Source organism: Sanguibacter sp. Leaf3 (genome assembly GCF_001425965.1).
GTDB lineage: Bacteria > Actinomycetota > Actinomycetes > Actinomycetales > Cellulomonadaceae > Sanguibacter > Sanguibacter inulinus.
In genome coordinates this window covers 1,565,789-1,591,547 of sequence record NZ_LMRH01000001.1, presented here as the reverse complement: position 1 = coordinate 1,591,547, position 25,759 = coordinate 1,565,789, and the positions used below count along the sequence as shown (strand labels likewise).

21 protein-coding genes are annotated in these 25,759 nt (G+C 71.8%); 6 read left to right on the top strand and 15 right to left on the bottom strand.

The window, feature by feature from the left end:
• Positions 1-74: 74 nt before the first annotated feature.
• From miaB to ASG53_RS06850, 5 genes are all read right to left on the bottom strand, one after another.
• Positions 75-1,760, bottom strand: a complete 1,686-nt coding sequence (gene miaB, locus ASG53_RS06870) for a tRNA (N6-isopentenyl adenosine(37)-C2)-methylthiotransferase MiaB (RefSeq protein ID WP_056130116.1) — start codon at positions 1,758-1,760, stop codon at positions 75-77.
• A gap of 85 nt (positions 1,761-1,845) precedes the next feature.
• Positions 1,846-3,312: an Rnase Y domain-containing protein gene (locus ASG53_RS06865; protein WP_056130113.1), complete on the bottom strand. Its 1,467-nt coding sequence runs from the start codon at positions 3,310-3,312 to the stop codon at positions 1,846-1,848.
• Positions 3,313-3,381: 69 nt separating this feature from the next.
• On the bottom strand, positions 3,382-3,909 hold the full coding sequence (locus ASG53_RS20090) for a regulatory protein RecX (RefSeq protein ID WP_373367334.1): 528 nt from the start codon (positions 3,907-3,909) through the stop codon (positions 3,382-3,384).
• Positions 3,910-3,995: 86 nt separating this feature from the next.
• Positions 3,996-5,075 carry a recombinase RecA gene (recA, locus tag ASG53_RS06855; protein ID WP_056130109.1) on the bottom strand — a complete coding sequence of 360 codons (1,080 nt, stop codon included), beginning with the start codon at positions 5,073-5,075 and terminating at the stop codon, positions 3,996-3,998.
• A gap of 286 nt (positions 5,076-5,361) precedes the next feature.
• Positions 5,362-5,595, bottom strand: a complete 234-nt coding sequence (locus ASG53_RS06850) for a DUF3046 domain-containing protein (RefSeq protein WP_056130105.1) — start codon at positions 5,593-5,595, stop codon at positions 5,362-5,364.
• Positions 5,596-5,721: 126 nt separating this feature from the next.
• Here ASG53_RS06850 and ASG53_RS06845 point away from each other — a divergent pair, with 126 nt between their 5' ends.
• Positions 5,722-10,695, top strand: coding sequence for an Lhr family helicase (locus ASG53_RS06845; protein WP_056130890.1), 4,974 nt, complete (start codon positions 5,722-5,724; stop codon positions 10,693-10,695).
• Complete coding sequence (locus ASG53_RS06840) at positions 10,688-11,476, top strand: DNA-formamidopyrimidine glycosylase family protein (RefSeq protein WP_056130102.1); 789 nt, start codon at positions 10,688-10,690, stop codon at positions 11,474-11,476. The genes ASG53_RS06845 and ASG53_RS06840 overlap by 8 nt, the downstream gene beginning before the upstream one ends.
• A gap of 131 nt (positions 11,477-11,607) precedes the next feature.
• Here the strand turns inward: ASG53_RS06840 and ASG53_RS06835 are convergent, their stop codons facing one another.
• From ASG53_RS06835 to dapA, 6 genes are all read right to left on the bottom strand, one after another.
• Entirely contained in the window at positions 11,608-11,937 is a 330-nt protein-coding gene (locus tag ASG53_RS06835) for a helix-turn-helix domain-containing protein (protein WP_056130100.1), read from the bottom strand.
• Between the two features lie 261 nt (positions 11,938-12,198).
• A complete protein-coding gene (locus ASG53_RS06830) occupies positions 12,199-12,684 on the bottom strand; it encodes a CinA family protein (RefSeq protein WP_056130096.1) in 486 nt (161 codons plus the stop codon).
• On the bottom strand, positions 12,681-13,316 hold the full coding sequence (gene pgsA / locus ASG53_RS06825; RefSeq protein WP_082543837.1) for a CDP-diacylglycerol--glycerol-3-phosphate 3-phosphatidyltransferase: 636 nt from the start codon (positions 13,314-13,316) through the stop codon (positions 12,681-12,683). The genes ASG53_RS06830 and pgsA overlap by 4 nt, the downstream gene beginning before the upstream one ends.
• 168 nt (positions 13,317-13,484) lie before the next feature.
• On the bottom strand, positions 13,485-16,310 hold the full coding sequence (locus tag ASG53_RS06820) for an FtsK/SpoIIIE family DNA translocase (RefSeq protein WP_082543836.1): 2,826 nt from the start codon (positions 16,308-16,310) through the stop codon (positions 13,485-13,487).
• A 113-nt stretch (positions 16,311-16,423) separates the two neighbouring features.
• Positions 16,424-17,536, bottom strand: coding sequence for a hypothetical protein (locus tag ASG53_RS06815; protein ID WP_056130091.1), 1,113 nt, complete (start codon positions 17,534-17,536; stop codon positions 16,424-16,426).
• 229 nt (positions 17,537-17,765) lie between these two features.
• The gene (dapA, locus tag ASG53_RS06810; protein ID WP_056130882.1) at positions 17,766-18,686 is read right to left on the bottom strand and encodes a 4-hydroxy-tetrahydrodipicolinate synthase; all 921 of its coding nucleotides are present in this window, start codon (positions 18,684-18,686) and stop codon (positions 17,766-17,768) included.
• A 139-nt stretch (positions 18,687-18,825) separates the two neighbouring features.
• On the opposite strand from dapA, the gene ASG53_RS06805 reads away from it, so the two are divergent.
• Positions 18,826-19,611 carry a polysaccharide deacetylase family protein gene (locus tag ASG53_RS06805; protein WP_082543834.1) on the top strand — a complete coding sequence of 262 codons (786 nt, stop codon included), beginning with the start codon at positions 18,826-18,828 and terminating at the stop codon, positions 19,609-19,611.
• Positions 19,612-19,626: 15 nt separating this feature from the next.
• Here ASG53_RS06805 and ASG53_RS06800 read toward each other — a convergent pair whose 3' ends face one another.
• Both ASG53_RS06800 and ASG53_RS06795 read right to left on the bottom strand, forming a co-directional pair.
• The gene (locus tag ASG53_RS06800) at positions 19,627-20,166 is read right to left on the bottom strand and encodes a dihydrofolate reductase (protein ID WP_056130084.1); all 540 of its coding nucleotides are present in this window, start codon (positions 20,164-20,166) and stop codon (positions 19,627-19,629) included.
• Complete coding sequence (locus tag ASG53_RS06795) at positions 20,163-20,993, bottom strand: thymidylate synthase (RefSeq protein WP_056130082.1); 831 nt, start codon at positions 20,991-20,993, stop codon at positions 20,163-20,165. The genes ASG53_RS06800 and ASG53_RS06795 overlap by 4 nt, the downstream gene beginning before the upstream one ends.
• A gap of 125 nt (positions 20,994-21,118) precedes the next feature.
• Here ASG53_RS06795 and ASG53_RS06790 point away from each other — a divergent pair, with 125 nt between their 5' ends.
• Both ASG53_RS06790 and ASG53_RS06785 read left to right on the top strand, forming a co-directional pair.
• Positions 21,119-22,591, top strand: a complete 1,473-nt coding sequence (locus ASG53_RS06790; RefSeq protein WP_056130079.1) for an NAD-dependent succinate-semialdehyde dehydrogenase — start codon at positions 21,119-21,121, stop codon at positions 22,589-22,591.
• Positions 22,592-22,649: 58 nt separating this feature from the next.
• The gene (locus ASG53_RS06785) at positions 22,650-23,165 is read left to right on the top strand and encodes a GNAT family N-acetyltransferase (RefSeq protein ID WP_056130075.1); all 516 of its coding nucleotides are present in this window, start codon (positions 22,650-22,652) and stop codon (positions 23,163-23,165) included.
• A 77-nt stretch (positions 23,166-23,242) separates the two neighbouring features.
• On the opposite strand, the gene ASG53_RS06780 is transcribed toward ASG53_RS06785, so the two are convergent.
• Together ASG53_RS06780 and dapB are read right to left on the bottom strand one after the other, a co-directional pair.
• Positions 23,243-23,701: a hypothetical protein gene (locus ASG53_RS06780; protein ID WP_056130073.1), complete on the bottom strand. Its 459-nt coding sequence runs from the start codon at positions 23,699-23,701 to the stop codon at positions 23,243-23,245.
• The gene (gene dapB, locus ASG53_RS06775; RefSeq protein ID WP_268793412.1) at positions 23,698-24,471 is read right to left on the bottom strand and encodes a 4-hydroxy-tetrahydrodipicolinate reductase; all 774 of its coding nucleotides are present in this window, start codon (positions 24,469-24,471) and stop codon (positions 23,698-23,700) included. The genes ASG53_RS06780 and dapB overlap by 4 nt, the downstream gene beginning before the upstream one ends.
• A gap of 172 nt (positions 24,472-24,643) precedes the next feature.
• Between dapB and ASG53_RS06770 the strand changes: the two genes are divergently transcribed.
• Positions 24,644-25,756, top strand: coding sequence for a hypothetical protein (locus tag ASG53_RS06770; RefSeq protein ID WP_156382685.1), 1,113 nt, complete (start codon positions 24,644-24,646; stop codon positions 25,754-25,756).
• Positions 25,757-25,759 lie beyond the last annotated feature (3 nt).

The following is a 25,759-nucleotide window of genomic DNA, read 5'->3' as shown; positions in this document are numbered from 1 at the left end:
AACCACCGAGCTCGCGAACGACGGAGCATGACAGCGGTCGACCCGCTGACGTGCACGGTGCCGGTCGGACCGCGTCAGCTGCGGCGCAGGACGGGCATCCCGAGGACCACGGGCCCACCTGCCGGTGCGGCCGCGTCGCCGTGCGAGTGCGCGTCGTCTCCGAGCCCGGCCCTGGCTCGCTCGCGAGCCGCCCACGCGTCGCCAGACCGGGTGCGACGGACCGCGTAGACCCGGCCACCGGCCGAGGTCACCCCGTCGTGCCCGACGGGCTGCTCTCCAGCGAGGACCGAGTCGGCGACCAGGTGGTAGGGCGCAGACCCCGTGACCTGGACGGTGACGACGTCGCCGGGACGAGGAAGCTCCGGATCGATGCTCTCGCTCAGGCGCGGGTCGTCGACCGGCGCTGTCGGTCCGTCCCGCAGGGCGTGGGTCAGGTGAGCGGGGACGGCGAGGTGCACGAGGCGGTTGTCCTGGGCACGCCCGGTGAGCCTGTGCGTCGCGCCGTCCTTGCGTCCCGCACCCTCGGCGACCAGGACCTCGACGGTGCGGCCCACCTGCCGCGCGCTCTCGCTCGCGGAGACCGAGTCCTGGAGCGCCATGAGCCTCTCGTAGCGCTCCTGGACGACCTCCTTCGGCACCTGGTCCTCGAGCGTCGCGGCGGGGGTACCGGGGCGCGGTGAGTACTGGAAGGTGAAGGCCGAGGCAAAACGGCTCGCCTCGACCACACGCAGCGTCTCGCGGAAGTCCTCTTCGGTCTCCCCCGGGAAGCCGACGATGAGGTCTGTCGTGATCGCCGCCTCAGGCATCGCGGCACGGACGCGGTCCAAGATCCCGAGGAACTTGTCGGACCTGTACGAACGGCGCATGGCGCGCAAGATCCTGTCGGACCCGGCCTGGAGGGGCATGTGCAGCTGCGGCATGACGTTCGGCGTCTGCGCCATCGCCTCGATGACGTCGTCGGTGAAGGCCGCGGGGTGCGGGGAGGTGAAGCGCACCCGCTCGAGACCGTCGATCTGCCCGCACGCCCGCAGCAGGTGCGCGAACGCGCCGCGGTCTCCGAACTCGACGCCGTAGCTGTTGACGTTCTGGCCCAGCAGCGTCACCTCGATGGCGCCCTGCGCGACGAGCGCCTCGACCTCGGCGAGCACCTGGCCCGGACGCCTGTCCCGCTCCTTGCCCCGCAGGTGGGGCACGATGCAGAAGGTGCAGGTGTTGTTGCAGCCGACGGAGATCGACACCCATCCCGCGTACACGGACTCTCGGCGGGTGGGCAGCGTGGACGGGAACACCTGGAGCGACTCGGCGATCTCGACCTGCGCGGCCTCGTTGTGCCGAGCCCTCTCGAGGAGCACCGGCAACGCATCGAGGTTGTGGGTGCCGAAGACGACGTCGACCCACGGAGCACGCTCGACGATCGTGGACCGGTCTTTCTGCGCGAGGCAGCCGCCCACGGCGATCTGCATCCCAGGACGCCTGCTCTTGACCCCTGCCAGCTGGCCGAGGTTGCCGTAGAGGCGGGTCGCGGCGTTCTCGCGGACCGCGCAGGTGTTGATGACGACGACGTCGGCCTCGTCCCGGGACGCCGCCTCGGGGGTCGCGCGGCTGTAGCCGGCCTGCTCGAGCATGCCGGACATGTGCTCGGAGTCGTGGACGTTCATCTGGCACCCGAGGGTACGGACGACGTAGGTCCGGGGGGTCTCGTGGCCGGTGTCCGACGGGGTCTGGGTCAGCGCGTCGAGCGGCAGGGTGTTCGATGACATCGGCCCCAGTTTACGACCCGCGCGAGGCATCGGCTGACGACTCTGGAGCCCCTGACAGGCCGTGCCCAAGGTCGGCGGGCTGGGATCAGCCGGCGGTCGCGTGCGCGCGGAGCTCACGGACCACGGTGATCGAGATCTCCCCGGGGAAGCTCAGCGCAGCCTCGATGTCTCGGGCGATCTCGCGGGCCAGGCCGGGCAGGTCGGCGTCGGGGACGGCTGCCGGCTCGACGACCACCCTGAGCTCGTGGCCGCTCGCCAGGGCGAGGGCGCGCACGACCCCGTGGTGCGCTGCGGCGAGACCCTCGAGCCGCTCCATCCGTTCGACGTACCGTTCGAGCTCGTCACGGCGTGCACCGGGCCGCGCCGCCGAGCTCGCGTCGGCCGCCTGGACCAGGACGGCCTCGACGGTCTCGGCAGCGACCTCGCCGTGGTGGGCGGCGACAGCGTTGACCACCTCGGCGGACTCCCCCGCATCACGCAGCAGGTCCGCACCCGCAGCCGCGTGGGTACCGCCAGCCGTGAGGCTGCGGGCCTTGCCGATGTCGTGGAGGAACGCGGCGCGCCGCGCGACCTCGACGTCCGCCCCGAGCTCGGCCGCCAGGGCAGCCGCGACGAGAGCAGCCTCGACGCTGTGCTCGAGGACGTCCTGGCCGTAGGAGGTCCGGAGCCGGAGCGCACCGACGACGACCACGAGGTCGTGGGGCAGGCGTAGCACCCCGGCGCGCTCGGCGGCGTCGTGCCCGGCCGCGACAGCGCGGTCGTCGCTCCCGGCGAGGGCGAGGGCGTAGGCGGACTCGATGCGCTGCGGGTGGATCCGCCCGTCGTCGAAGAGCATCTGGAGGGTCGCGTGCGCGACCTCTCTGCGCTCGGGGTCGAAGGACGAGAGCTGGACTGTGGACGAGTCGTCGTCGACGAGGAGGTTGACCCCGGTGACAGCCTCGAAGGTCCGGATGTTGCGTCCTTCCCGTCCGATGATCCGACCGCGGAGGTCGTCCGAGGGCAGCGGGACGAGGGTCACCGCGACTGCCGAGCTGGTGGGGACGCTCAGGCGTTGCACGGCAGCGGCGACGATGCGTCGCGCGGTCTGGTCCGCCGTGCGCCGCGCCGAGGCCTCCGCCGTGCGGACGGTCGCCTCCGCCTGGCGGGTGGCCTGCGTCCGGAGTACGTCGGTGAGCCTGGCGAGCGCGTCCTCCCGGCTCAGGCCAGCAGCGCTCTCGAGCTCTCGCTCGACCTCGGCCTGACGACCGGCGAGCTCCTCCGAGGCGAGCCGGGCCGCTCCGGCGGCGGAGAGGACCTGGTCCTGGTGCCGCGCCTCGGCAGCCTCGAGCCGTGCACGGCGAGCAACGAGGTCCTTCTCGAGTGCTCGGACCTCGTCGACCCGCGCCCTGGACTCTTCGTCCCTGCGGCGGCTGTCGGCACGCAGGTCCGCGACGTCGTCAGCTGCCCGGGCACGGACCGCCGCTGCCTCGCGACGGGCGGTCTGGACGAGCAGGAGCGCGACCAGGCAGGTGAGGAGCAGCGCGAGGACGACTCCGAGCTCTGCACCGGTCACGGCGGGGCACTCCTTCGAGGTTGGGCGGGCACCTCGGACGGGCGCGGGTCCCATCATCACCGACCGCCGCTAGATCCAGTCGTCTCCAGGGCCCGTGTCGCCGAGATCGTCCTCCGTCGACCCGCCGTCGTCCGGGATCGCCGGCTCCTCGGCGAGCACGCTCTGGATCGCCTGCATCGCGACACCTGAGGAGTAGCCCTTGCGTCCGAGGGCTCCGAGAGCCCGACGGATACGCACAGGGCGGTCGAGCGACGCGGTCTGCCGGAGCTTCTTGCGGGCGACCTCGACGGCTGCACCGGCCTCGTCGGCGTCGTCCACCTGCGCGAGAGCCTCCTCGGCGACCTCCCCGTCGATCCCCTTGCGGCGGAGCTCCTGGGCGATAGCACGCCGCGTCTGGCCACGCTCGGAGAACCGCGTCCGGACGATCATGGCCGCCAGCTGGGCGTCGTCGAGGAGCCCGACGTTCTCGAGCCTGTCGAGCAGCTCGGTGACGATCTCAGGTTCTTCCCCGGCCTTCAGCAGCCGCTCTTCGAGCTGGTGCCTGCTCTTGGCCGTGGCGGTGAGGATCTTGAGCGCACGGTTGCGAGCGCTCTCGATCTTCTCGGCGTGGGACAGCGCAGAGACCGCAGCCCTCTCCTCTTCCCCAGGAGCGGTCTGCGGCCTCTGCGAGCCTGTCGAGCGACTCAGGAGTCGCTCTTCTTCCCCTTGGCAGCAGCCTTGGCGGGCGCTGCGTCGATCGGCGCTGGGACGGCCGGGGCGTCGACCTGAGCGCCCACGCCGAGCTTCTCCTTGATGCGCTTCTCGAGCTCGTTGGCGAGGTCGGGGTTGTCCTTGAGGAAGGTGCGGGCGTTCTCCTTGCCCTGCCCGAGCTGGTCGCCGTCGTAGGTGAACCACGAGCCGGACTTGCGGACGAAGCCGTGCTCGACACCCATGTCGATCAGCCCACCCTCGCGGGAGATGCCGTGACCGTAGAGGATGTCGAACTCAGCCTGCTTGAACGGCGGGGCCATCTTGTTCTTGACGACCTTGACGCGGGTCCTGTTGCCGACGGGCTCGGTGCCCTCCTTGAGGGTCTCGATGCGTCGGATGTCCAGGCGGACCGAGGCGTAGAACTTCAGCGCCTTTCCACCTGTGGTCGTCTCGGGCGAGCCGAACATCACGCCGATCTTCTCGCGCAGCTGGTTGATGAACACCGCGGTGGTCCCTGAGGAGCTGAGCGCACCGGTGATCTTGCGGAGCGCCTGCGACATGAGGCGAGCCTGCAGACCGACGTGGCTGTCACCCATCTCGCCCTCGATCTCAGCCTTGGGCACGAGGGCCGCGACAGAGTCGATGACGATGATGTCGATCGCACCGGAGCGGATCAGCATGTCGGCGATCTCGAGGGCCTGCTCTCCGGTGTCCGGCTGCGAGACCAGCAGCGCGTCGGTGTCGACGCCGAGCTTCTTCGCGTAGTCGGGGTCAAGAGCGTGCTCGGCGTCGATGAAGGCGGCGATGCCACCGTTGCGCTGGGCGCTCGCGACGGCGTGGAGGGCGACCGTCGTCTTACCGCTCGACTCGGGGCCGTAGATCTCCACGACGCGGCCGCGCGGGAGCCCACCGATGCCGAGTGCGATGTCCAGCGCGATCGAGCCGGTCGGGATGACCTCGACGGGGGCGCGGCCTTCTTCGCCGAGCCGCATGATCGAGCCCTTGCCGAAGTTCCGGTCGATCTGTGCGAGCGCCGCCTCGAGGGCCTTCTCGCGGTCTGCTGGTGCGGGCATGTCTGCCGCCTCTCCGTCTGTGAGCGGTAGCCCGCTCGGTGTGGTGCCTGTCGTTGGTGAGGACGCTACGTCCACCCACTGACAACGACCTCTCGGCCGTGCGGACCTGTGGACGACGCATCAGAAGAGGCGCCCTGCGGACAACGATAACCGAACATCTGTTCGAAGATCCAGTGCGGCCCCGGCGTGTCTGCGGATGCTGACCGACGGCGCCCGTCAGCGCCCGTCAGCGCGGCGGCGGTGCCGTCAGCGCCCGTCGGCGACCGTCAGCGCCCGTCGGGACCTGTCAGCGCGGCGGCGGTGCCTGCCGGAACCTGTCGTGCCCCCAGCGGCGCTCGTCGGGCACGTCCATGGCGTCGCACAGCGCGTGCCACACCACCCGCGGCTCGACACCGGCCTCGATCGCCTGGGCCGCTGTGCGGTCTCCGAGGGCGGTGAGCATCTGGTCGTCAGCCAGCGTCCGCCCGTACCCACGGCCGAACACCTCGTCCACCAGGTCCCAGAACTCTCTGTTTCGCACACCAGTAGGGTGCCACGTCCGTCGTGTGTCGGCGGGACCAGACACAATGTCAGGGTGGCCACACCAGAGCAGGACGAGACGTCGAGCGGCACCCGCCCTCCCGCAGGGAGCGCCCGCACGACCCCTCTGAGCGGCTTGCGTCGCTTCAGCCCCGCCACGCAGGACTGGTTCGACGGCGCCTTCCACGCGCCGACCGCCGCACAGACCGGCACCTGGGACGCCGTCGCGGTCGGCCACCACGCCCTCGTCGTCGCACCGACAGGCTCGGGCAAGACGCTGGCCGCCTTCTTGTGGGCGCTCGACGGGCTCCTGGACGCCTCAGGTCCCGAGCCCGACCCTGCTGCTCGGTGCCGCGTGCTCTACGTCTCACCCCTCAAGGCCCTGGCCGCCGACGTCGAGCGGAACCTGCGGTCTCCGCTCGCCGGGGTCCGGCAGGCCGCAGCGCGCCGCGGCGAGAGCATCCGTGAGGTCCGTGTCGGCACCCGCACCGGGGACACCCCGGCGAGCGAGCGCCGCGCCTTCGCGACCACTCCCCCCGACATCCTCATCACGACACCGGAGTCGTTGTTCCTCATCCTCACCTCAGGGGCCAGAGAAGGCCTCCGAGGTGTCACCACGGTGATCCTCGACGAGATCCACGCCGTCGCCGGCACCAAGCGCGGTGCCCACCTCGCCGTCTCGCTCGAGCGGCTGGACGCCCTCGTCGAGGCTCCGGTCCAGCGGATCGGGCTCTCGGCGACAGTCACCCCGGTGGCGGCCGTGGCAGCGTTCCTCGCAGGGGGCAGGACTCCGTCCGAGGGTGGTCGACCTGTCGACGTGGTCCAGCCGCCGGCGTCGAAGACGATCGAGGTCGACGTCGTGGTGCCGGTCCCCGACCTCGCCGACCTGCGGTCGGCGCCGACGGTCGGAGGTGGACCTGAGCAGACCGGCCCGGTCGCCTCTGCAGTGAAGCCAGACCCGCAGGGCCTCGACGCCTCAGGCACCTCACCCGCAGCCGGAGCACCCGCCGCGAGCACCGACAGGTCGGGCACGTCCCATCCTGCCCCGGGCGTGCCGGACCTCTCCGGCGCTGCCGCAGGGCCTCGGGCCCGACCCTCGGTCTGGCCCCACATCGAAGAACGCGTGGTCGACCTCGTCGCGGCTCACCGTTCGACGCTCGTGTTCACCAACTCCCGGCGCGGCGCCGAGCGGCTCACCTCTCGCATGAACGAGGTGTGGGCCGAGCGTCAGGGTGAGGGAACCGTCGACCACGGCGAGGTGCACCCAGCGCTCGTCTCAGGTCAGTCTGGTGCCTCGACCGGGGCACCGGGCGTCCTCGCCCGCGCCCACCACGGCTCGATGAGCCGCGCCGAGCGCACCCACACCGAGACCGAGCTCAAAGAAGGGCGGCTGCCCGCTGTCGTCTCGACCTCGTCTCTCGAGCTCGGCATCGACATGGGTGCCATCGACCTCGTCGTCCAGATCGGCTCGCCCCCGTCCGTCGCGAGCGGGCTCCAGCGGATCGGGCGCGCAGGGCACCAGGTGGGCGCTGTCTCGCACGGCGTCGTCTTCCCGATGCACCGAGGTGACCTCGTCCCGTCGACAGTCATCGCCGGGCGCATGCGGACCGGGAGCATCGAACCCGTGCACGTGCTGCGCAACCCCCTCGACGTCCTGGCGCAGCAGATCGTCGCGATGGTGGCGACCGAAGACTGGCACCTCGACGAGCTCGCGACGGTCCTGCGCCGCTCGGACCCGTACACCACCCTGGGCGACCGCACGCTGCGGGCCGTCCTCGACATGCTCGCCGGCCGGTACCCGAGCGAAGACTTCGGCGAGCTCCGCGCGCGCATCGTGTGGGACCGCGTGACGGACACCCTCTCTGCGCGGCCCGGCGCGCTACGGCTCGCTGTCACGAGCGGCGGGACGATCCCCGACCGCGGGCTCTACGGGGTGTTCCTCGCCTCCGGCGCGACCGACGCGACAGGCGACTCCGGGGCACCACGAGGTGGCAAACGGGTCGGCGAGCTCGACGAGGAGATGGTCTACGAGTCACGCGTCGGGGACACCTTCACCCTCGGCTCGAGCACGTGGCGGATCGAGGACATCACTCCCGACCAGGTGCTCGTCAGCCCGGCGCCCGGTGTGCCGGGCCGGTTGCCGTTCTGGAAGGGCGACTCCCCTGGACGGCCTGCCGAGCTCGGCCGCGCCATCGGCGCCTGGGTCCGCGAGGCGACAGGACCCGCCGGAGCCGCCGGACCCGCCCGAGGGCCCGGAGCTTCCGCGGGGGCCGAGGCGTCACGTGCGGACGACAGCCCCTGGGCAGGGCTCGACCCCTGGGCGACCGACAACCTCCGCGCCTACCTCGACGAGCAGCGCGAGGCCACGGGTGTCGTCCCCGACGACAAGACGCTGCTGGTCGAGAGGTTCCGCGACGAGCTCGGAGACTGGCGTGTGGTCATCCACTCCCCCTACGGCGCGAAGGTCCATGCCCCCTGGGCGCTGGTGCTCGCCGCGCGGATCAGGGAACGCTTCGGCATCGACGCCGCGGCCATGCACTCCGACGACGGCATCGTGCTGCGCATGCCGGACGTCTCCGACCCCTTCGCCGAGCTCCCCGACGGCACGAGCACCGACGGGTCGCGGGACCAGGTCGACCTCGCCGAGCTGTTGCTCGACCCCGAGGCCGTCGAGACGGCTGTGCGCACCGAGCTCAGCGGCTCCAACCTGTTCGGCGCACGGTTCCGCGAGGCCGCCGCACGAGCCCTCCTGCTCCCCCGGCGCCGGCCCGACAGACGCCAGCCGCTCTGGCAGCAACGCCACAGGTCGGCCCAGCTGCTGAGCGTCGCCTCGGGGTTCCCTGACTTCCCGATCGTCCTCGAGGCGATCCGCGAGTGCCTGCAGGACGACTTCGACGTCGCGTCCCTCGTCTCCCTCATGCGAGACGTCGAGAACGGCACCGTGCGCGTCGTCGAGGTGACCACGCGGACACCGTCGCCCTTCGCCCAGTCCTTGCTGTTCGGGTACACGGCTCAGTTCCTCTACGACGGAGACGCCCCGCTCGCCGAGCGCCGCGCGGCCGCGCTGACCCTCGACCCGGACCTGCTCGCCGAGCTGCTCGGCAGCGACGGCAGCTCGCAGATCGCCGACCTGCTCGACCCCGACGCCGTGGTCCGCACCGAGCAAGAGCTCAGCGGGCTCGCGCCCGAGCGGCACGCCCGCCACGGCGAAGACGTGTGGGACCTGCTCCGTCGCACCGGACCGCTGACCACCGCCGAGGTGGTCGAGCGCACCCGCGAGGACGTCAGGTCCGAGGCGCCGGCGTGGCTCGACGCGCTGGCCGCGAGCCGGCGGGTCATCCAGGTGAGGATCGCAGGGGTCGACCCCGCAGAGCGGTGGGCCGTCGCCGAGGACGCCGGACGTCTGCGCGACGCCCTCGGTGTCGCGCTGCCCGTCGGGCTGCCCGAGAGCGTCACGGAGCTCGTGCCCGACCCGCTCGGTGACCTCGTGAGGCGGTACTCCCGCACGCACGGCCCCTTCGCAGCACGCGACCTCGCGGCACGGTACGGGCTCGGGGTGGCTGTCGTCGCAGACGTCCTGCGACGCCACGTGCAGGCGGGGCAGCTCGTCACGGGACGCCTCCGGCCCGACGTCCTCGGCGGGACGGGCGAGGAGTACTGCGACGCCGACGTCCTGCGCACCCTGCGCCGCAGGTCTCTCGCTGCCCTGCGCGCCGAGGTCGAGCCCGTCCAGCACCCGGCCCTCGGTGTCTTCTTGCCCCGCTGGCAGTCTGTCGGCGGCCTGCGAGGCGTCGACGGGCTCTACAGGGTCGTCGAACAGCTCTCAGGTGCACCCGTGCCGGTCTCCGCCCTCGAGTCCCAGATCCTCCCCGCCCGTGTCGTCGACTACAGACCCTCGATGCTCGACGAGCTCACCACCTCGGGCGAGGTCGTCTGGTGCGGCCACCACGAGCTCCCGGGCGGTCGGGGTACGGCGGACGCCATGGTCAGCCTGCACCTCGCCGAGTCGGCCCACCTGACGCTGCGCCCCGTGGAGACCGACGACGCACCTCTGACCGAGCTGCAGGCGGCTGTCCTCGGGCTCCTCGAGGCAGCGGGCGGGTTCTTCTACCCTCGGCTCGCCTCGTCGCTCGAGCACCCCGGCCCCGACGTGCTCGCGGCGCTCTGGGAGCTCGTCTGGTCCGGCCAGGTCACCAACGACACCCTCGGCCCCCTGCGCGGCCGGCTGAGCGGTCGCCGAGCGGCGAGCAGGTCCACCCCGGCGGCCAGGCCGCGACCGCTGAGCCGTCGTCCGCGCTTCTCCTCGCTCGGAGCCACCGCCTCGTCGCTCCGAGAGGCAGCCGCCGACCCGTCAGGTGGCGGGAGATGGTCTGCCCTCCCGGTGCGCGACGTCGACACGACCCGTCGCGCCCATGCGCTCGCGACGGTCCTGCTGGACCGGCACGGTGTGCTCACCCGGGCCGTCACCGGCGCCGAGCAGGTGACCTCGGAGTACAGGGGGGTCTACAAGGTGCTCGGCGCCCTCGAGTCGGCCGGTCAGGTCCGTCGCGGGTACTTCGTCGAGCATCTCGGGGGGTCGCAGTTCGCGCTCCCCGGCGCTGTCGACCGGCTCCGCACGGCCGAGAACGACAGGCTCCGAGAGGCCGAGCGGACCGATCCGCCGACAGCCCTGTGCCTGGCCGCGACCGACCCCGCGCAGCCCTACGGCGCGGCGCTCGCCTGGCCTGCCTCGCCGGGGGCTGACGAGGCAGGGCGTTCGGGGCACCGACCGGGACGCAAGGCTGGGGCGCACGTCGTCGTGGTCCGCGGTGAGCTCGCCCTGTACCTCGAGCGCGGGGGGCGCAGCCTCCTGACCTTCAGCGACGACCCTGTCGTGCTCGACGCGGCCGCCCGAGCGCTCGCACGCGCCGTCTCCGACGGCAGGCTCGGCAAGGTGACGCTCCGCAGGGTCGACGGCGACGAGTCGCTGACTGTCGGCGGTTCGAGCCGCACCGCTGGCGTGGCTGCCCTCGTCGGAGCGGGCTTCGGCCCAACGCCCTCCGGCCTGCGGCTCTCCGGTCTGCCAGCAGGCCGTCCTGCGTCAGGAGCGGCCCGTGCCTGAGGGGGACACCGTCTACCTGACGGCCCGCCGGCTGGACGAGGCGCTCAGCGGCACGGTCCTCACCTGGGCCGAGCTCCGGTGGCCGAACCTGGACCCGACCGCTCTGTCCGGAGCCACGGTGCTGCGCTCTCGCGCCTACGGCAAGCACGTCCTGACGACCGTCGACACCGGGTGGACGCTCCACACCCACCTGCGGATGGACGGCACGTGGCGGGTGCACAGGACAGACCCCGCCGCGCGCCTGGCCCGGAGCCCGACGGTCCGCGCCGTGCTCGCCAACGAGACCTGGACCTGCGTCGGCGACAGGCTCGGCATGCTCGACCTGGTGAGGACCCGAGACGAGCACACGCTGCTCGACCATCTCGGCCCGGACATCCTCGCGCCAGACTTCGCCAGCTCGCCCGACGGGCTCACCGCGGTGATCCGCAGCTATCAGGAGCAGGGGGCCCGACCCGTCGGAGACTGCCTGCTCGACCAGACGCTCATGGTCGGTGTCGGCACCCTCTTCGCGGCCGAAGGCCTCTTCGACCAGAAGATCTGGCCGTGGACCCCTGCGGCCGAGGTCGACCTGCGCCCGCTCCTGGGCAGCATCCGGCGCAACCTCGGACGAGGGATCGCTCGACCTGTCGACGGTCGGATCGTGCACGTGCACTCGAGGTCAGGCTCTCCGTGCCACCGCTGCGGCACCACGATCGTCCGCGGTCTCGCGGGGGTCGCCCCGATGGAGCGCCCGATGTTCTACTGCCCGACGTGCCAGCCTCCGCCGCCCGGCCGGGCCTGAACGAGCGCGGGCTCCCGCGGACCTGAGCAGGGACTCGAGACAGAAGACGATCAGGCCGCGCACCCTGGGGTACGCGGCCTGATCGAGGTCGTGCGTGCGGTCTGACCGCGGGGCCCCGGAGGGCCGAGCCGTCAACCGATCGGCTGGAGGTCCTTCACGGGACGCCCGAGCTGGTCCCGACCCATGGCGGCAAGGTCTGCCGGGACGGTGTCGGGGATGAGCAGACCCTCGGCGACCGCGATGCGGTCGCTGACCTCTCGCAGGATCGAGGAGAGGGGGATGTCGAGAGCCTCGCAGATCGAACCGAGGAGCTCCGACGATGCTTCCTTCTGGCCTCGCTCGACCTCGCTGAGGTACCCGAGCGACACCCGTGCTGCCGAGGACACCTCGCGGAGCGTGCGTCCTTGAAGCTGGCGAGCATCTCGCAGTACGTCACCGATCTCGCGGCGTAGTACGACCATCTGACGTCCTCCTCTCGTGTCCGGTGCTGGCTGTGGTCTCATGATGACGCTCCGTCGTCCGTCCGGTCGTGCGGACGTCGACGCTGCGTCTGTTCTACCGTACCCTGATCGACCGACAGGCTGCCCTGCGAGGGGAACACCGACGCCAGATCTCGACGGTCTCGTCACATCGGTCCGGCGGTCACCACGATTTGTCATCACGCCCTGTCCAACGCGACGGGCTGCCCCGTTGTTCCCGCGCTGCACCAGGTGGGACAGGGTTCACCCCGCAGACAGCACCTCGTCGAGCAGACCGAGCGCAGCCTCCACGCTCGCGGCCCGGACCACATCGCGCGGTCCCTCGACCTGGAGCCGGCGGACGCGAGGTTCACCCGTCCCGTCGTCGACGGCGACGTACACGGTGCCCGGGGCGACGCCGTCCTGGGGGTCGGGGCCCGCGACACCTGTCGTCGACACGCCGACGTCAGCGCCCAGACGCGCGCGGACCCCGGCCGCCATCGCGAGAGCCACGTCGGGGTCGACAGCGCCGCGGCGCGCGAGCAGGTCCGGGTCGACGTCGAGAAGCCGTGCCTTGAGCTCGGTCGCGTAGGCGACCACGCCACCTCGGAAGACCGCCGACGCCCCAGGGACGTCGACCACGCGCGCGGCGAGCGCCCCTCCGGTCAGCGACTCAGCCGTGGCGAGCGTCCGCCCGGACGCCGCCAGCAGACCGACCAGCCGGGTGGGGCTGGCCGCAGGGATGCTCACGGCTGCTGCGAGCCGTGCCGCACGGTCTCGGTGCCGTCGGCACCCGAGAGCCGCTGCTCTGCCCTGTGCTCGCGGACGACGCGCCATCCCTGGAGGGCGTAGTCGACACCCGTCGCGATCGTGACGACGAAGGCAGCCCCCATCGCCAGGTTGCCGACCCACCCGACGAAGGCGGGGAGGTGGTCGAGCGGGAGCAGCAAGATGGGGATCGCCACGGACTGCAGGACGGTCTTGAGCTTGCCCCCGCGCGAGGCCGGCATGACGACGTAGCGCAGGATGACCATCCGCATGAGGGTGATGCCCAGCTCACGGACCAAGATCGCGATCGTAACCCACCACCAGAGCTCTCCGAGGACGGAGAGCAGGACGAGCGCCGTCCCGATGAGGACCTTGTCGGCGATCGGGTCGAGGATCTTGCCGAGGTCTGTCACCAGGTCGTTCTTGCGGGCGAGGTAGCCGTCGAGCCTGTCGGTGATCGCCGCGACCCCGAAGATCACGACGGCCACGAGCCGCCAGGTGACGTCGTCGCCGCCCTCCTGCATCAACGCCCACCCGAAGACGGGGACGAGGGCGATGCGCACCATCGTGATGATGTTCGCGATGTTCCACGGCGACGCTGTCTGGGTACTCACCCGACCAGCGTAGGCGCTCGTGAGTCAGCCTGCGCCACCCCACGGCGACAGCCAGTCCGCGGCTCCTCCGTCAGGCCGCACGATCGGGCGCGTCCCTCGCGACGCCAGACCCGCCGTAGAGGACCTCCCCGCGCGGGCCTCGCCCGGCCAGCACTGAGCACACCGACCTCACCGGACCGGGCCGCTCCAGCCGTCGTCCTCGGTGTCGGCGCTGTCGTGGTAGTCCACGGCCGTCGGTGGCATGTTCGCGCTGAGGTCTTCGTAGTGCGAGGCCGGCGGCTCGTCGGCCTGGGCGTCGAAGGGTGCACCTGGCCCCTGGGACGCGCCGCCAGCGGCCCCGCCGTCTCCGCGGAGCATCGCGAGGGTGGCCGGGAGGTCGTCGGGCTGGACCATGACGTCGCGCGCCTTGGACCCCTCCGACGGGCCGACGATCTCACGGGACTCGAGCAGGTCCATGAGGCGCCCAGCCTTGGCGAAGCCGACCCGCAGCTTGCGCTGCAGCATCGACGTCGACCCGAACTGGGTGGTCACGACGAGCTCGGCGGCCTGCAGCAGCAGGTCGAGGTCGTCGCCGATGTCTTCGTCGACCTGCTTCTTGGTCGCCGTGACGGCGACGTCGGCCCTGTAGACGGGCTTGAGCTGGGCCTTGACGTGCTCGACGACGGCGTGGACCTCGCTCTCCCCCACCCACGCGCCCTGGACACGGATCGGCTTGGACGCACCCATCGGCAGGAACAGGGCGTCACCCTGTCCGACGAGCTTCTCCGCCCCGGGCTGGTCGAGCACGACGCGCGAGTCGGCGAGCGACGACGTCGCGAAGGCGAGCCGCGACGGGACGTTGGCCTTGATGAGCCCGGTGACCACGTCGACGCTCGGACGCTGCGTGGCGAGCACGAGGTGGATGCCTGCCGCGCGGGCGAGCTGGGTGATCCGCTGGATCGACGCCTCGACGTCGCGGGGGGCGACCATCATGAGGTCGGCGAGCTCGTCGACGACGATCAGCAGGTAGGGGTACGGCGCGATCTTGCGCTCGGAGCCGGGCAGCGGCTTGACCTTGCCGGAGCGGACCGCGGCGTTGAAGTCGTCGATGTGCTTGTACCCGAACATCGCGAGGTCGTCGTAGCGGGCGTCCATCTCGCGGACGACCCACTCGAGGGCCTCGGCAGCCTTCTTCGGGTTGGTGATGATCGGGGTGATGAGGTGCGGGATGCCCTCGTAGATCGTCAGCTCGACACGCTTGGGGTCGACGAGCACCATGCGCACCTCGTCAGGGGTCGCGCGCATGAGGATCGAGGTGATCATCGAGTTGACGAAGCTGGACTTACCGGCTCCGGTCGCCCCGGCCACGAGGATGTGCGGCATCTTGGCGAGGTTCGCGACGACGTAGCCACCCTCGACGTCTTTGCCGACACCCATGATCATCGGGTGCTCGGACCGCCGCGCGACGGCTGAGCGCAGCACGTCTCCGAGCACGACGGTCTCACGGTCGGTGTTCGGGATCTCGATGCCGATCGCGGACTTGCCGGGGATCGGGGAGAGGATGCGGACGTCGGCCGAGGCGACCGCGTAGGCGATGTTCTTGCTGAGCGCGGTGACGCGCTCGACCTTGAGGCCAGGACCGACCTCGACCTCGTACCGGGTGACCGTCGGGCCGCGCGTGAAGCCGGTGACCTTCGCGGCGATGTCGAACTGCTCGAAGACCGTCGTGAGGGCCTCGACGACCCTGTCGTTCGCCGCGGAGCGGACCTTGTGCGGCGCGCCCTTGACCAGGGTGTCCTCGTCGGGGAGCACGTACACGGTGTCGCCGTCGAGCATGGGCTGCTCGCCGGGGGGCACGGCGGTCGTCGGAGGTGCGTCGAAGACCCGGGCGGTGCGGTCTTCGACGACCGTCGCGATCGCCGCGGTCGGGGCGTCCGAGGGTGCCGCCGGGCGTGAGGCGTCGGAGGGGTCGTCCTCCCCGTACACGACGGCGGCCGCGAGCATCTCGGTCTCGGGGTCGGCGTACACGTCTCCCCCGTCGGCGGCGGCGTTCTCCAGCAGCTCGCGCTCGAGGGCTGCGGCGCGCTCGAAGGCCTCGTCGCCCACGTAGCCCCCGGGGAGCACCGTCGTGGAGTCGTCGGCGGTCTGCTCGCGCGACTTTCGCGAGCCGCGGACCCGTCGCGGCTTCGCAGCCGGCGCGGGCTCGGGGTCGGTGCCGTCGTGGCGCGAGACGCCCTCGGCGAGGTGGAGGTCGTCGTCGTCGTGCTCGACGTCGGCTGCGTCGCGGCCGAGGCCGTGCTGGTCGTTGCCGGTGAGCCTGTCGTACACGCCGCGCAGCCGCGTCGGGATGGCGTGCACGGGTGTCGCGGTGACCACGAGGACGCCGAAGAAGGCGAGCAGCAGCAGGATCGGCACGGCGACCCAGGTGCTCAGCCCTGCGGAGAGGGGGTGCCCGACCGCGTAGCCGACGATCCCGCCGGCCTCGCGCAGCTGCTCGAAGCCTTCTGCGGGGACGGGCCGTCCAGATCCGATGTGCACCACGCCGCAGACCGCGACGGTGATGGCGCACAGCCCGATGGTCATGCGGGAGTTGGCCTGCTCGCGGTCCGGGTGGCGCATGATGCGCACAGCCATGCCGAGCAGCACGACGGGCAGCGCGATGGCCACGACGCCGAGCGTGCCGGCGACCAGGACGTGCAGACCCTCGGCGACCGACCCTTCGACGCCCCACCACTCACGGGCGGCGACGACGAGGGCGAAGGCCAGGAGGACGAAGGCCAGCCCGTCGCGCCTGTGGGCCGGGTCGAGGTCACGTGCTCCGCGGCCGACCCTGCGGGCCGTGCCTCCGAAGAGGTGGGCGATGCCCATGAAGAAACCACGCACCGCCCGGACGAACCACGGGGGGCGGGTCTCGACGACGGGTGCCTTCTTGGCAGCGGTCCGGGGGGCGGCTGTCTTGCCGCCCCTCGCGCCACCCGAGGTCGAGCGAGGGGTGGGGGTAGTCCGCGTAGCCATAGGCGCCAATCTATCCGTGCTCAGGCCGCGAACGACGGAGCCAGGCGGTGCGTGTCCACCACCTGGCTCCGTCAGGGCACGGGACCGTCGGCGCGAGCCGAGGTCCCGTCAGGTCACTTGAGGCCGAAGTACGCCTCGGTGTCCTTGTTGACACGGTCCCAGCCGCTCATGCGCCAGACACCGCCGTCGATCTTGTCGGTCGGGACGGTGATGCAGACGTTGCCCGTCACCGACGCGTCGGTGTAGAGCTCCTGGCCGGTGTCGAGCTCGTTCGGGAGCGGTGCGTAGCCGCACTTGTCCTTGTAGGTGACGCCGTCGGCCGAGACGAAGACGTACTCCAGCATGTACAGCGGCTCGCTGCCCTCACCCAGGAAGGTGACGGTCACGGGCGCCATGAGGAAGCTGTTCCCGTCGGTCGGCGCGTAGTAGTCCGACACGTCGCCCGACGCAGAGATCTCGGTCCAGGCATCGGTGTTCGTCGCCGCGAAGGAGGTGGTCCACTCGCCGAGCGGGGCGGTCTCGCCGGGAGCGAGCGGAGAGGTGCGCGAGCCACCGTCTCCGGTCACCGGGGCGGACGCCTCGTCGGTCGGCTCGACCGTCGGCTCGTCGGTGGCGTCGTCGGTCGTCGGCTCGTCGGTCGGCTCGTCCGTCGCGTCGTCGGTCGTCGGCTCGTCGGTGGGGTCCTCGGTCTCGGCGGCCGTGGAGGACGTGGTCGGCTTGGGCTCCGGGTCGTCGCTCCCGCCGAGCACGCCCGTCGCGAAGAGGACGGCGATGATGGCACCGATCGCGACGATCGCGATGATCACGGGGATGAGCCACTGCTTACCGCCCGATCGCGACGGTCCGGAGCCGTCAGGACCACCGGCGCCGGGGCCGCCGGGACCTGCCGGACCCTGCTGCCACGACGGAGCCGAGCCCTGCGCCGACCACGGCGCCGGAGGCGCCGTGGGGACAGAGCCGCTCGGCGGGACAGCGCCCGGCTGAGGGGCTCCGGGGGCCTGGTAGGTCGGCATGACCGACGTCGCGGCGGACTGGGCGTCAGGCTTGGAGAACCGTGACACGTCGTCGGAGGCCCCGGCCGGGCCACCGTCGGCGCCGTCCTCGACCCAGAGCTGCCAGCCCGGGGGCGGCGACGGCCACGAGGGGTCCGGGCTCCAGCCGGGCGGGGGCGTCCAGCCTGCAGGGGCAGGGGGCCAACCCGGAGGGGGGTTGAAGCGTGAGGTCATGGGGGGTCCTCCCAGGTGGTGGAGCTCGGCATGCTTCGCGGAATCGCTGTCAGGGTATACGCGCGACAGCGCCGCGTCAGGTCAGCGGGGAGAGGTCCCCACCTCCCGCGACGACAACGCGTCGAACATCACCCGCGAAACAGGCCCCGGTGGCGGTGCACGCCCACCCCGGTCAGCCCGTCACAAGGCCTCCCGCAGGGATGGAAGACCCCCCGCTGCCAGAAGCCGTCTACAGCGAGGCAGAGCCGTCGAGCAGCCCGACGGCGCGCAGCGCAGCGCGCACGGCCTCAGCCTCGGCCTGCGTCGCCCCGACCTGCGGGAGCCTGAGGTGCCCGTCAGGGATGAGTCCGAGGTCGACGAGCGCCGACTTGATCATCACCACGCCGAAGCCGCCGCCCATCACCGCATCGATGACCGGCACGATGCTGACGAACAGCGACGTGGCCCGCGCGTGGTCCCCCGCCTGGAAGGCCTGCCCGATCTCGACGAGCTCGCGACCCACGACGTGCCCCACGACGCTCACGAGACCCACGGCGCCGTGGGCCAGGAAGGGCAGGTAGAGGGCGTCGTCGCCGCTGTACCAGGCGAGACCCGTGCGGGCGATGTTCTGCGCGGCGGCGTAGACGTCACCGGTCGCGTCCTTCACGGCCACGATCTTGTCGTGCCCCGCGAGCCGCTCGTAGGTCTCAGACGTGAGGCGCACACCGGAGCGGCCCGGGATGTCGTAGACCATGACGGGCAGGTCGGTCGAGTCGGCGATCGCCGTGGTGTGCTGGACGATGCCCTCCTGCGAGGGGCGGGAGTAGTAGGGCGAGACGACGAGCAGCCCGTGCGCGCCGGCGGCCGCCGACTGCTCGGCCATGCGGATCGAGTGGTCGGTGTCGTTCGAGCCGGCCCCCGCGACGACCACAGCGCGGTCTCCGACGGCGTCGACGACGGCGCGGACCAGGTCGGCCTTCTCGGGAGCGTGGGTCGTCGGGGACTCTCCGGTCGTCCCGTTGAGCACCAGGCCGTCGTGCCCACCGTCGACCAGGTGCCTCGCGAGAGCGACGGCGGCGTCGAGGTCGACAGCACCGTCGGGACTGAAGGGGGTCACCATCGCGGTGAGCATCGTGCCGAAGGGACGGGTGCTGGAGGTCGGGAGCGCCATGGTCATAACCTACCCGTCGCGGCCCCCGTGCCGGGACCCGGAGACCCGCTGCTCGCGGCTACGCCGAGGCTCCTCGCTGGTCCGGTAGGGTCTTGGCGCGCGGCCGAGGGCCGCATCACGTCCAGCAGGGGGCCACCGTATGAGCACGACCATGTCCAGACGCCGCATGATGGGCGCGTCCGCGCTGACGATGGCGGGGACCGTCGGCGCCGTCCTCACAGCTGAGGCCCTGACGGGGATCGCGCCGCACCGCGGCCTGTCCCCCACCGACCGTGTCGCGCCGCGCCCCCAAGACTCGACGGTCGCGTGCCGCACCGAGGTCTTCTGGCGGGCCCACCCTGCCGAGAGGCTCGTCTCGCTCACCTTCGACGACGGACCCGACCCGCGCTGGACCCCGCAGGTCCTCGACGCGCTCGCCGTGCACGACGCCCGGGCGACGTTCTTCCAGATGGGCGACGCCGTCGTCGAGCACCCCGAGATCACCCGGGACGTCCACGACGCCGGTCACGAGATCGCCAGCCACGGGTCTGGGCACCTCGACCTCAGCACGATGAGCGTCGACGCGATCCGCGAGAACCTCGGCTCGACGCACGACGCGATCGCCGAGACGACCGGGACCGCACCCACGCTCGTGCGGCCGCCCTGGGGACGGATCGACGCACCGGGCCTGCTCGTAGCCTCAGAGCTCGGGTACGACGTGGCGCTGTGGTCGCACCACCTGCCGACCGAGAAGGCGGAGAAGGTGGTCGACACCGACGTCGCGACGGCGAGCCCGGGCATGGTCGTGCTCTGCCACGACGGCCGCGGGACCCCCGCCGACTCGTTGTACGTCGCAGTGCGCAGGCTGCTCGCCGAGCTGACCGACGAGGGCTACACCTTCGTCTCCGTGTCCGAGCTGCGCTCGGCGGAGCAGGTCGCGGCCTGAGGGAGGTCGGGCGCCTCAGCCGAGCGGCGCTGCCCGGCGGTGCTCGACGAACCTGAACCGGAGCCCTGTGCGGGACTGCGTCCAGCCGTCAGGACCGCTCTCGTCTCCGACGACAGGCTCGGCCACCCAGCCGTCACCGATCTCTGGCGCGTACGTGTCCCCGTCGACCTGCGTGTCGATCTCGGTCACCACGAGGAGGTCGGCGACAGCGAGCGCCTGCCTGTAGACCTCGCCGCCGCCCATCACCCAGACCCGAGCTGGCGAGCGGTCGGCCGCGACGGCGAGCGCCTCCTCGAGCGACCCGACGACCTCGGCCCCTTCGAGGGCGAGCCCTGGTGCGCGGGTGAGCACGATGTTCGTACGGCCGGGCAGCGGGCGGAACCGGCTCGGGAGCGAGTCCCACGTGGCGCGCCCCATGACGACGACCGACCCCGCGGTCGTCCGGCGGAAGTGTGCGCCGTCCTCGGGCAGGTGCCAGGGCATCGTCCCCCCGGCGCCGATGACCCCGCCGCGCGCCTGGGCCCAGACGAGGCCCACCTGCTGCGCCGGGCTCATACCGCGACCGGGGCCGAGATCGTCGGGTGGTGCTGATAGCCCTCGACGACCACGTCGTCGAAGGTGTAGTCGAAGAGCGACGACGCCTTGCGCAGGGCGAGGGTCGGGAAGGCGTAGGGGGTCCGGGTCAGCTGCTCGGTGACCTGCTCGACGTGGTTGTCGTAGACGTGGCAGTCCCCGCCGGTCCAGACGAAGTCACCGACCTCGAGCCCGACCTGCTGGGCGACCATGTGCGTGAGGAGCGCGTAGCTCGCGACGTTGAAGGGCACCCCGAGGAACAGGTCGGCCGAGCGCTGGTACAGCTGGCACGAGAGCCTGCCGTCCGCGACGTAGAACTGGAAGAAGGCGTGGCACGGCATGAGCGCCATCTCGTCGAGGTCTGCGACGTTCCAGGCCGAGACGATCATCCGTCGGGAGTCGGGGTTCGTACGCAGGGTCTCGAGGACCTGGGAGACCTGGTCGACGTGCCGGCCGTCGGGTGTGGGCCACGAGCGCCACTGGACGCCGTAGACCGGGCCGAGCTCGCCGTCCTCGTCAGCCCACTCGTTCCAGATCCGCACGCCGTTGTCCTGGAGCCAGCGGACGTTGGAGTCGCCACGCAAGAACCACAGGAGCTCGCCGACGATCGATCGCAGGTGGACGCGCTTGGTCGTCACGAGCGGGAAGCCCTCGGAGAGGTCGAAGCGCATCTGGTGCCCGAACACGCTGCGGGTCCCCGTCCCTGTGCGGTCTGCCTTGCGGGTCCCGTGCTCCATGACGTGGCGCAGCAGGTCTTCGTACTGCGTCGGGACAGCGGGCGAAGGGAGCTGCAGAGGCGAAGACGTCATGGCGTCCAGTCTAGGCCCGGGCTGGTGGGTGACCTGGGGCACGTCGCTCCCGCGCAGCCCGGGCAGACGACGTCTCCTCTGCGTCTCCTCGGGCGACCGTGGCACCCCCGTGCCCATACTGAGGGATGAGCACCTCACCCCTGTCCCCCTCCGTCGCAGCCCACCTCCCCACGTCGATGCTCGTCGACGGCCGCTGGCAGCCCTCGAGCACCGGCGCGACCTTCGAGGTCTGGGACCCGGCGACCGAAGAGTCGCTCTTCGACGTGGCCGACGGCTCGCCCGACGACGGCCTGCGGGCCCTCGACGCCGCGCACGAGCACGCCGAGGTCTGGCGTCGCACGTCACCGAGGACCCGTTCCGACGTGCTCCGCGACGTGTTCGACGCCCTGACCCGCAACGCCGACGACGTCGCCGCGCTCATCACCGCCGAGTGCGGCAAGCCACTCGCCGAGTCGCGGGCCGAGGTCACCTACGGTGCTGAGTTCGTCAGGTGGTACTCCGAGCAGGCGGTCCGGGTACCCGGCCTCGTGCGCACCTCCCCCGCCGGCGGTGGCACGCAGATGATCCACCGCAGGCCCGTCGGCCCGGCGCTCCTCATCACGCCCTGGAACTTCCCGCTGGCCATGCTCACCCGCAAGATCGCACCTGCGCTCGCCGCGGGCTGCTCGGTCGTCGTCAAGCCTGCCCGGCTGACTCCTCTCACCACGCTCTACGTGGCCGAGCTCGTGCGCGCCGCGCTCGTGGCGCACGGGCTGCCCGGCGGGATCCTCAACGTCGTCCCGACGTCGTCCTCGCGGGACGTCACAGGTCCGCTGCTCGCCGACCCTCGCCTGCGCAAGCTCTCCTTCACTGGGTCGACCCCTGTCGGACGCTCGCTGCTCGAGAGCGCCGCGGGCGGCATCCTCAAGACGTCGATGGAGCTCGGCGGGAACGCCCCGTTCCTCGTCTTCGCCGACGCTGACCTCGACGCTGCGGTCGAGGGCGCCATGATCGCGAAGATGCGCAACTCCGGGCAGACCTGCGTCGCAGCCAACAGGTTCCTCGTGCAGGAGTCTGTGGCTGCCGAGTTCACGGACAGGCTCACCGCGGCCTTCGACGACCTGGTGGTCGGCCCCGGGAGCCGGGACGGCGTCACCGTCGGCCCGCTCATCGAGGCCGCAGCCGTGGAGTCTGTCGGCTCGGTCGTCCAGTCGGCGGTCGACGCCGGAGCCCGCGTGCGCACAGGCGGGTCAGCGCCCTCGGGGCGCGGGCACTTCTACCTGCCCACGGTCCTCGACCGTGTCCCCCGTGACCACGCCGTCGTCACGGAGGAGACCTTCGGCCCCGTCGCCCCCGTCGTCACCTTCGGCTCGGACGACGACGGGATCGAGCTCGCGAACGGCACCGAGTACGGCCTGGTGGCCTATGCGTACACCCGTGACCTCGGCCGCGCCCTGCACCTGTCCGACTCGCTCGAGGCCGGGATGATCGGCATCAACCGTGGTCTCGTCTCCGACGCGAGCGCCCCCTTCGGAGGGCTCAAGCAGTCGGGGCTCGGCCGAGAGGGCGGGGAGGCTGGCCTCGACGAGTACCTCGAGACCGTCTACGTCGCGATGTGAGCACCTCGGGTCCGGCTCCGGGCGGTCGCTGACGAGACGCAGCCGGTAGGGTCGCGCCATGGCACTGTTCACCGAGTCCGCAGACGTCTCCGTCCGCCCGTCCCTGCCCGAGGACGCCGACCACGTCGTCCGCATCCAGGTCGAGGCCTGGCGGGCCGCGCACGGGAGCGCTCTCGGCGACGAGGCGCTCGCGGACCTGGACGTCGCCCAGATGCGAGAGCGCTGGGAGACGGCGATCACCTCTCCGCCCGGCCGGGACTTCGCTGTCCTCGTGGCCTGCGAGCGGGCTGACGTCGTCGGCTTCGTGGCGGTCGCGCCAGGTCAGGTCGTCGCGCTCGAGGTGCTGCCGACCGCCCAGCGCTCCGGGCACGGATCTCGGCTGCTGTCTGCTGCCGTGGACAGGCTCCGTGCCGACGGGGCCGAGGACCTGAGCACCTGGGTGCTCGAGGGCGACACGGCGCGCGAGGCCTTCTTCGCAGGGGCTGGGCTGGCCGAGGACGGCCGGACCCGCGTCCTCGACGTGGCGGGGCGTCCCGTCGCAGAACGACGGTGGTCGGCGTCCCTCGACCGCTAGCCTGACGCGTCCCTCGCCTGTCCGCCGCCGCTGCGCCGAGCAGGTGGCGCGCGCATGCTCCGGCTCAGGGTCGCATGTCAGCGGGTGCGCTGCTCCGCGCGGAAGAACCCTGCCGCCGTGCGCAGCGACGACCTGGCGCGCTTACGGTCCCCCGAGGCGTCGTAGGCGAAGGCCAGCAGGTACCACGCACGCCAGCTCTCCGGCTCGGCCTCGACCCGCGCCCTGTACGCGCCGAACTGCTCGTCGGCCGCGGACCTGTCGATCCGGCCGCCTGGGGAGCGCGGGAGCGTGTCGACAGGCAGCTCGCCGTCCGCGGCGAGACGGTCCGCCATGCGCTGGACGACCACGCCGGTCCACCACTCGCGGGCCACGAGCGCGACCACGAGCACCGGGACCACGGCCACACCGAGGCCGAAGACCACCGCGACGGGCTCACCCGTCTGCACGAGGGCCACAACCCTGCCGAAGACCGCGACGACGTACAGGGCCAAGAGCGCCGTGACGGCGACGGCGCCGAGGAGCGGGCGGATCTTCACGAGAGGTCGAGGACGTTCTCCAGGCCGACCGTGAGGCCGGGCCGGCTGACGACCTCGCGGATCGCGAGGAGCACGCCGGGCATGAAGGACTTCCTGTCGAAGGAGTCTTGGCGGATGACGAGCTGCTCCCCCTCGTTGCCGAGCAGGATCTCCTCGTGCGCGACGAGACCGCGCAGCCGGACGGCGTGCACGCGGACGCCGTCGACGTCGGCGCCACGCGCGTCGAAGCCTGTCTCGGTCGCGTCGGGGCTCGGCGCGACTCCGGCTTCCCGGCGTGCTGCGGCGATCGCGGCGGCGGTGTGCCGGGCGGTGCCGCTCGGCGCGTCGATCTTGTCCGGGTGGTGGAGCTCGACGACCTCGACCGACTCGAAGAACCTGGCGGCCTTCGCGGCGAAGGTCATGGCGAGCACAGCACTGAGCCCGAAGTTCGGAGCGATGAGCACCCCGACCTCGGACCCGTGGTCGGCCCGCGCAGCCAGCTGGTCGCTGATGCGCCCACGGCTCTCGTCGGTCCAGCCTGTCGTCCCGACGACGGCATGCACACCAGCATCGACGAGGGTGCGCACGTTGGCCTCGGTCACCGAGGGCACCGTGAAGTCGACCGCGACGTCGACGCCGTCGAGGCTCGCCGCCAGGTCGTCACCGGCGCGCACCTGCGCCACGAGCTCGAGGTCGGGTGCTGCGTCGACGGCGGCGCAGACCGCACGTCCCATGCGGCCGTCGGCGCCGAGCACCGCGACCCTGATCGTCTGAGAGGGCTGTCCAGTCACGGGCGTCAGCCTATAGGCCCTGGCTCAAGCCCGACGTCCCGGGTGTCGATGCTCCGGTGTGAGATCTCTCAGAAGTCTTCTGTGGTCCGCGTGCGCTGCGGCAGCCACTGTCTGCGCAGCAGCAGCAACGCAGTCGCTCGCCTCGTGGTCCGTGTTCTTCGCGGAGCCTGTCGTGGACACGCTCGTCCGCGCCGGGTCAGATGCTCTGCTCACCCCGTACACCGGATGGACGACCAGCACGTCGCTCGTCGTGACCGTGCTGTCGTGGGCCGTCTCGAACCGCGACGGCGCTCGGTGGTGGTGGCCGAGCGCGACGGGTTCCGGGCTCCTCGCCGTCTGGACCGCGGCGGCCTGGCTGGACGGGGTCCACAGCACCCGCGCCCTGCGCGACGGGCTGCCGTCGCAGACCTGGTTCGCCTGGCCCGGGGACGGCACCCCGCTCCACCAGGGAGACCTCATCGCCACACCCACGTGGTCGCTCGACCTGCTCTCCGCGACCGGACCTGCCATCGTCGCGGTTGCGCTCTGGGTCGGTCCTCTGCTGCTCCGCACCTTCGAGTCGCCTGCGTGGGCAGGTCGTCCCCGGGTGGGCCTGCGGGAACCGTCTCACGACGGTCGCCTCGGCGCGGACGCGATCGGAGTCCACCCTCGAGCCGTTCTCTCTGGCTCAGCCGTCGTCCCGACCGCACAGTGGACGAGCACACCCTCTCCGCGCTCGGTCCTCGCCCGCGAGGTCGACCGGGCGACGCACGTGGCGGCTGCTGTCGTCGTGCTCCTCTGCGGTGGAGCGGTGCTGCTCCAGGCGGCAGGCGGGATCTTCTTCGTCTCCTCCTCCCTCGGAGCGACGGGGTGGCCTGTGCTCCTCGACCCCGGGTTCCTCGTGGTCGCCGCCACCCTGGTCGCTGCCTGGGTCCTCGGCTCACCCCCGGCGCTCTCGAGCGGCGTCTCGTCGGCCTGGAAGGGCGCGGTCGCGGTCCTCCTGCTCGCCGTCGCCGTCGCCTCTCTCCTGGTGCGCCTCGACGCCGACCTGCTCGTCCTGGTCGCCGGAGCGTGCGGGGTGCTCGTGGCCTCGACACGGACCATCGGCTCGGCGCGCGCGCTCCACCTCCTGGTAGGAGGCGACATCGGTTCAGCGGACTTCTGCGGAGACCAAGACCAGCACCTCGCCCTCGGAGACAGCCCCGCTGCCGGCCCGCTGATCAGCGAGACCGGCGTCGCGCACGTCGCCGCGCCAGACTCTGCGACCCCCACGACGAAGCCGCCGTCAGAGAGCGTCGCTCCCTGAGGA

Coding starts and splice junctions, on each gene's coding strand:
- ASG53_RS06795 (WP_056130082.1), bottom strand. CDS start 20,993: ATGACGTCTTCGCCTCTGCAGCTCCCTTCGCCCGCTGTCCCGACGCAG.
- dapA (WP_056130882.1), bottom strand. CDS start 18,686: ATGGCGCTCCCGACCTCCAGCACCCGTCCCTTCGGCACGATGCTCACC.
- ASG53_RS06785 (WP_056130075.1), top strand. CDS start 22,650: ATGGCACTGTTCACCGAGTCCGCAGACGTCTCCGTCCGCCCGTCCCTG.
- miaB (WP_056130116.1), bottom strand. CDS start 1,760: ATGTCATCGAACACCCTGCCGCTCGACGCGCTGACCCAGACCCCGTCG.
- ASG53_RS06815 (WP_056130091.1), bottom strand. CDS start 17,536: ATGACCTCACGCTTCAACCCCCCTCCGGGTTGGCCCCCTGCCCCTGCA.
- ASG53_RS06805 (WP_082543834.1), top strand. CDS start 18,826: ATGAGCACGACCATGTCCAGACGCCGCATGATGGGCGCGTCCGCGCTG.
- ASG53_RS06790 (WP_056130079.1), top strand. CDS start 21,119: ATGAGCACCTCACCCCTGTCCCCCTCCGTCGCAGCCCACCTCCCCACG.
- ASG53_RS06820 (WP_082543836.1), bottom strand. CDS start 16,310: ATGGCTACGCGGACTACCCCCACCCCTCGCTCGACCTCGGGTGGCGCG.
- recA (WP_056130109.1), bottom strand. CDS start 5,075: ATGCCCGCACCAGCAGACCGCGAGAAGGCCCTCGAGGCGGCGCTCGCA.
- ASG53_RS06835 (WP_056130100.1), bottom strand. CDS start 11,937: ATGGTCGTACTACGCCGCGAGATCGGTGACGTACTGCGAGATGCTCGC.
- ASG53_RS06800 (WP_056130084.1), bottom strand. CDS start 20,166: ATGAGCCCGGCGCAGCAGGTGGGCCTCGTCTGGGCCCAGGCGCGCGGC.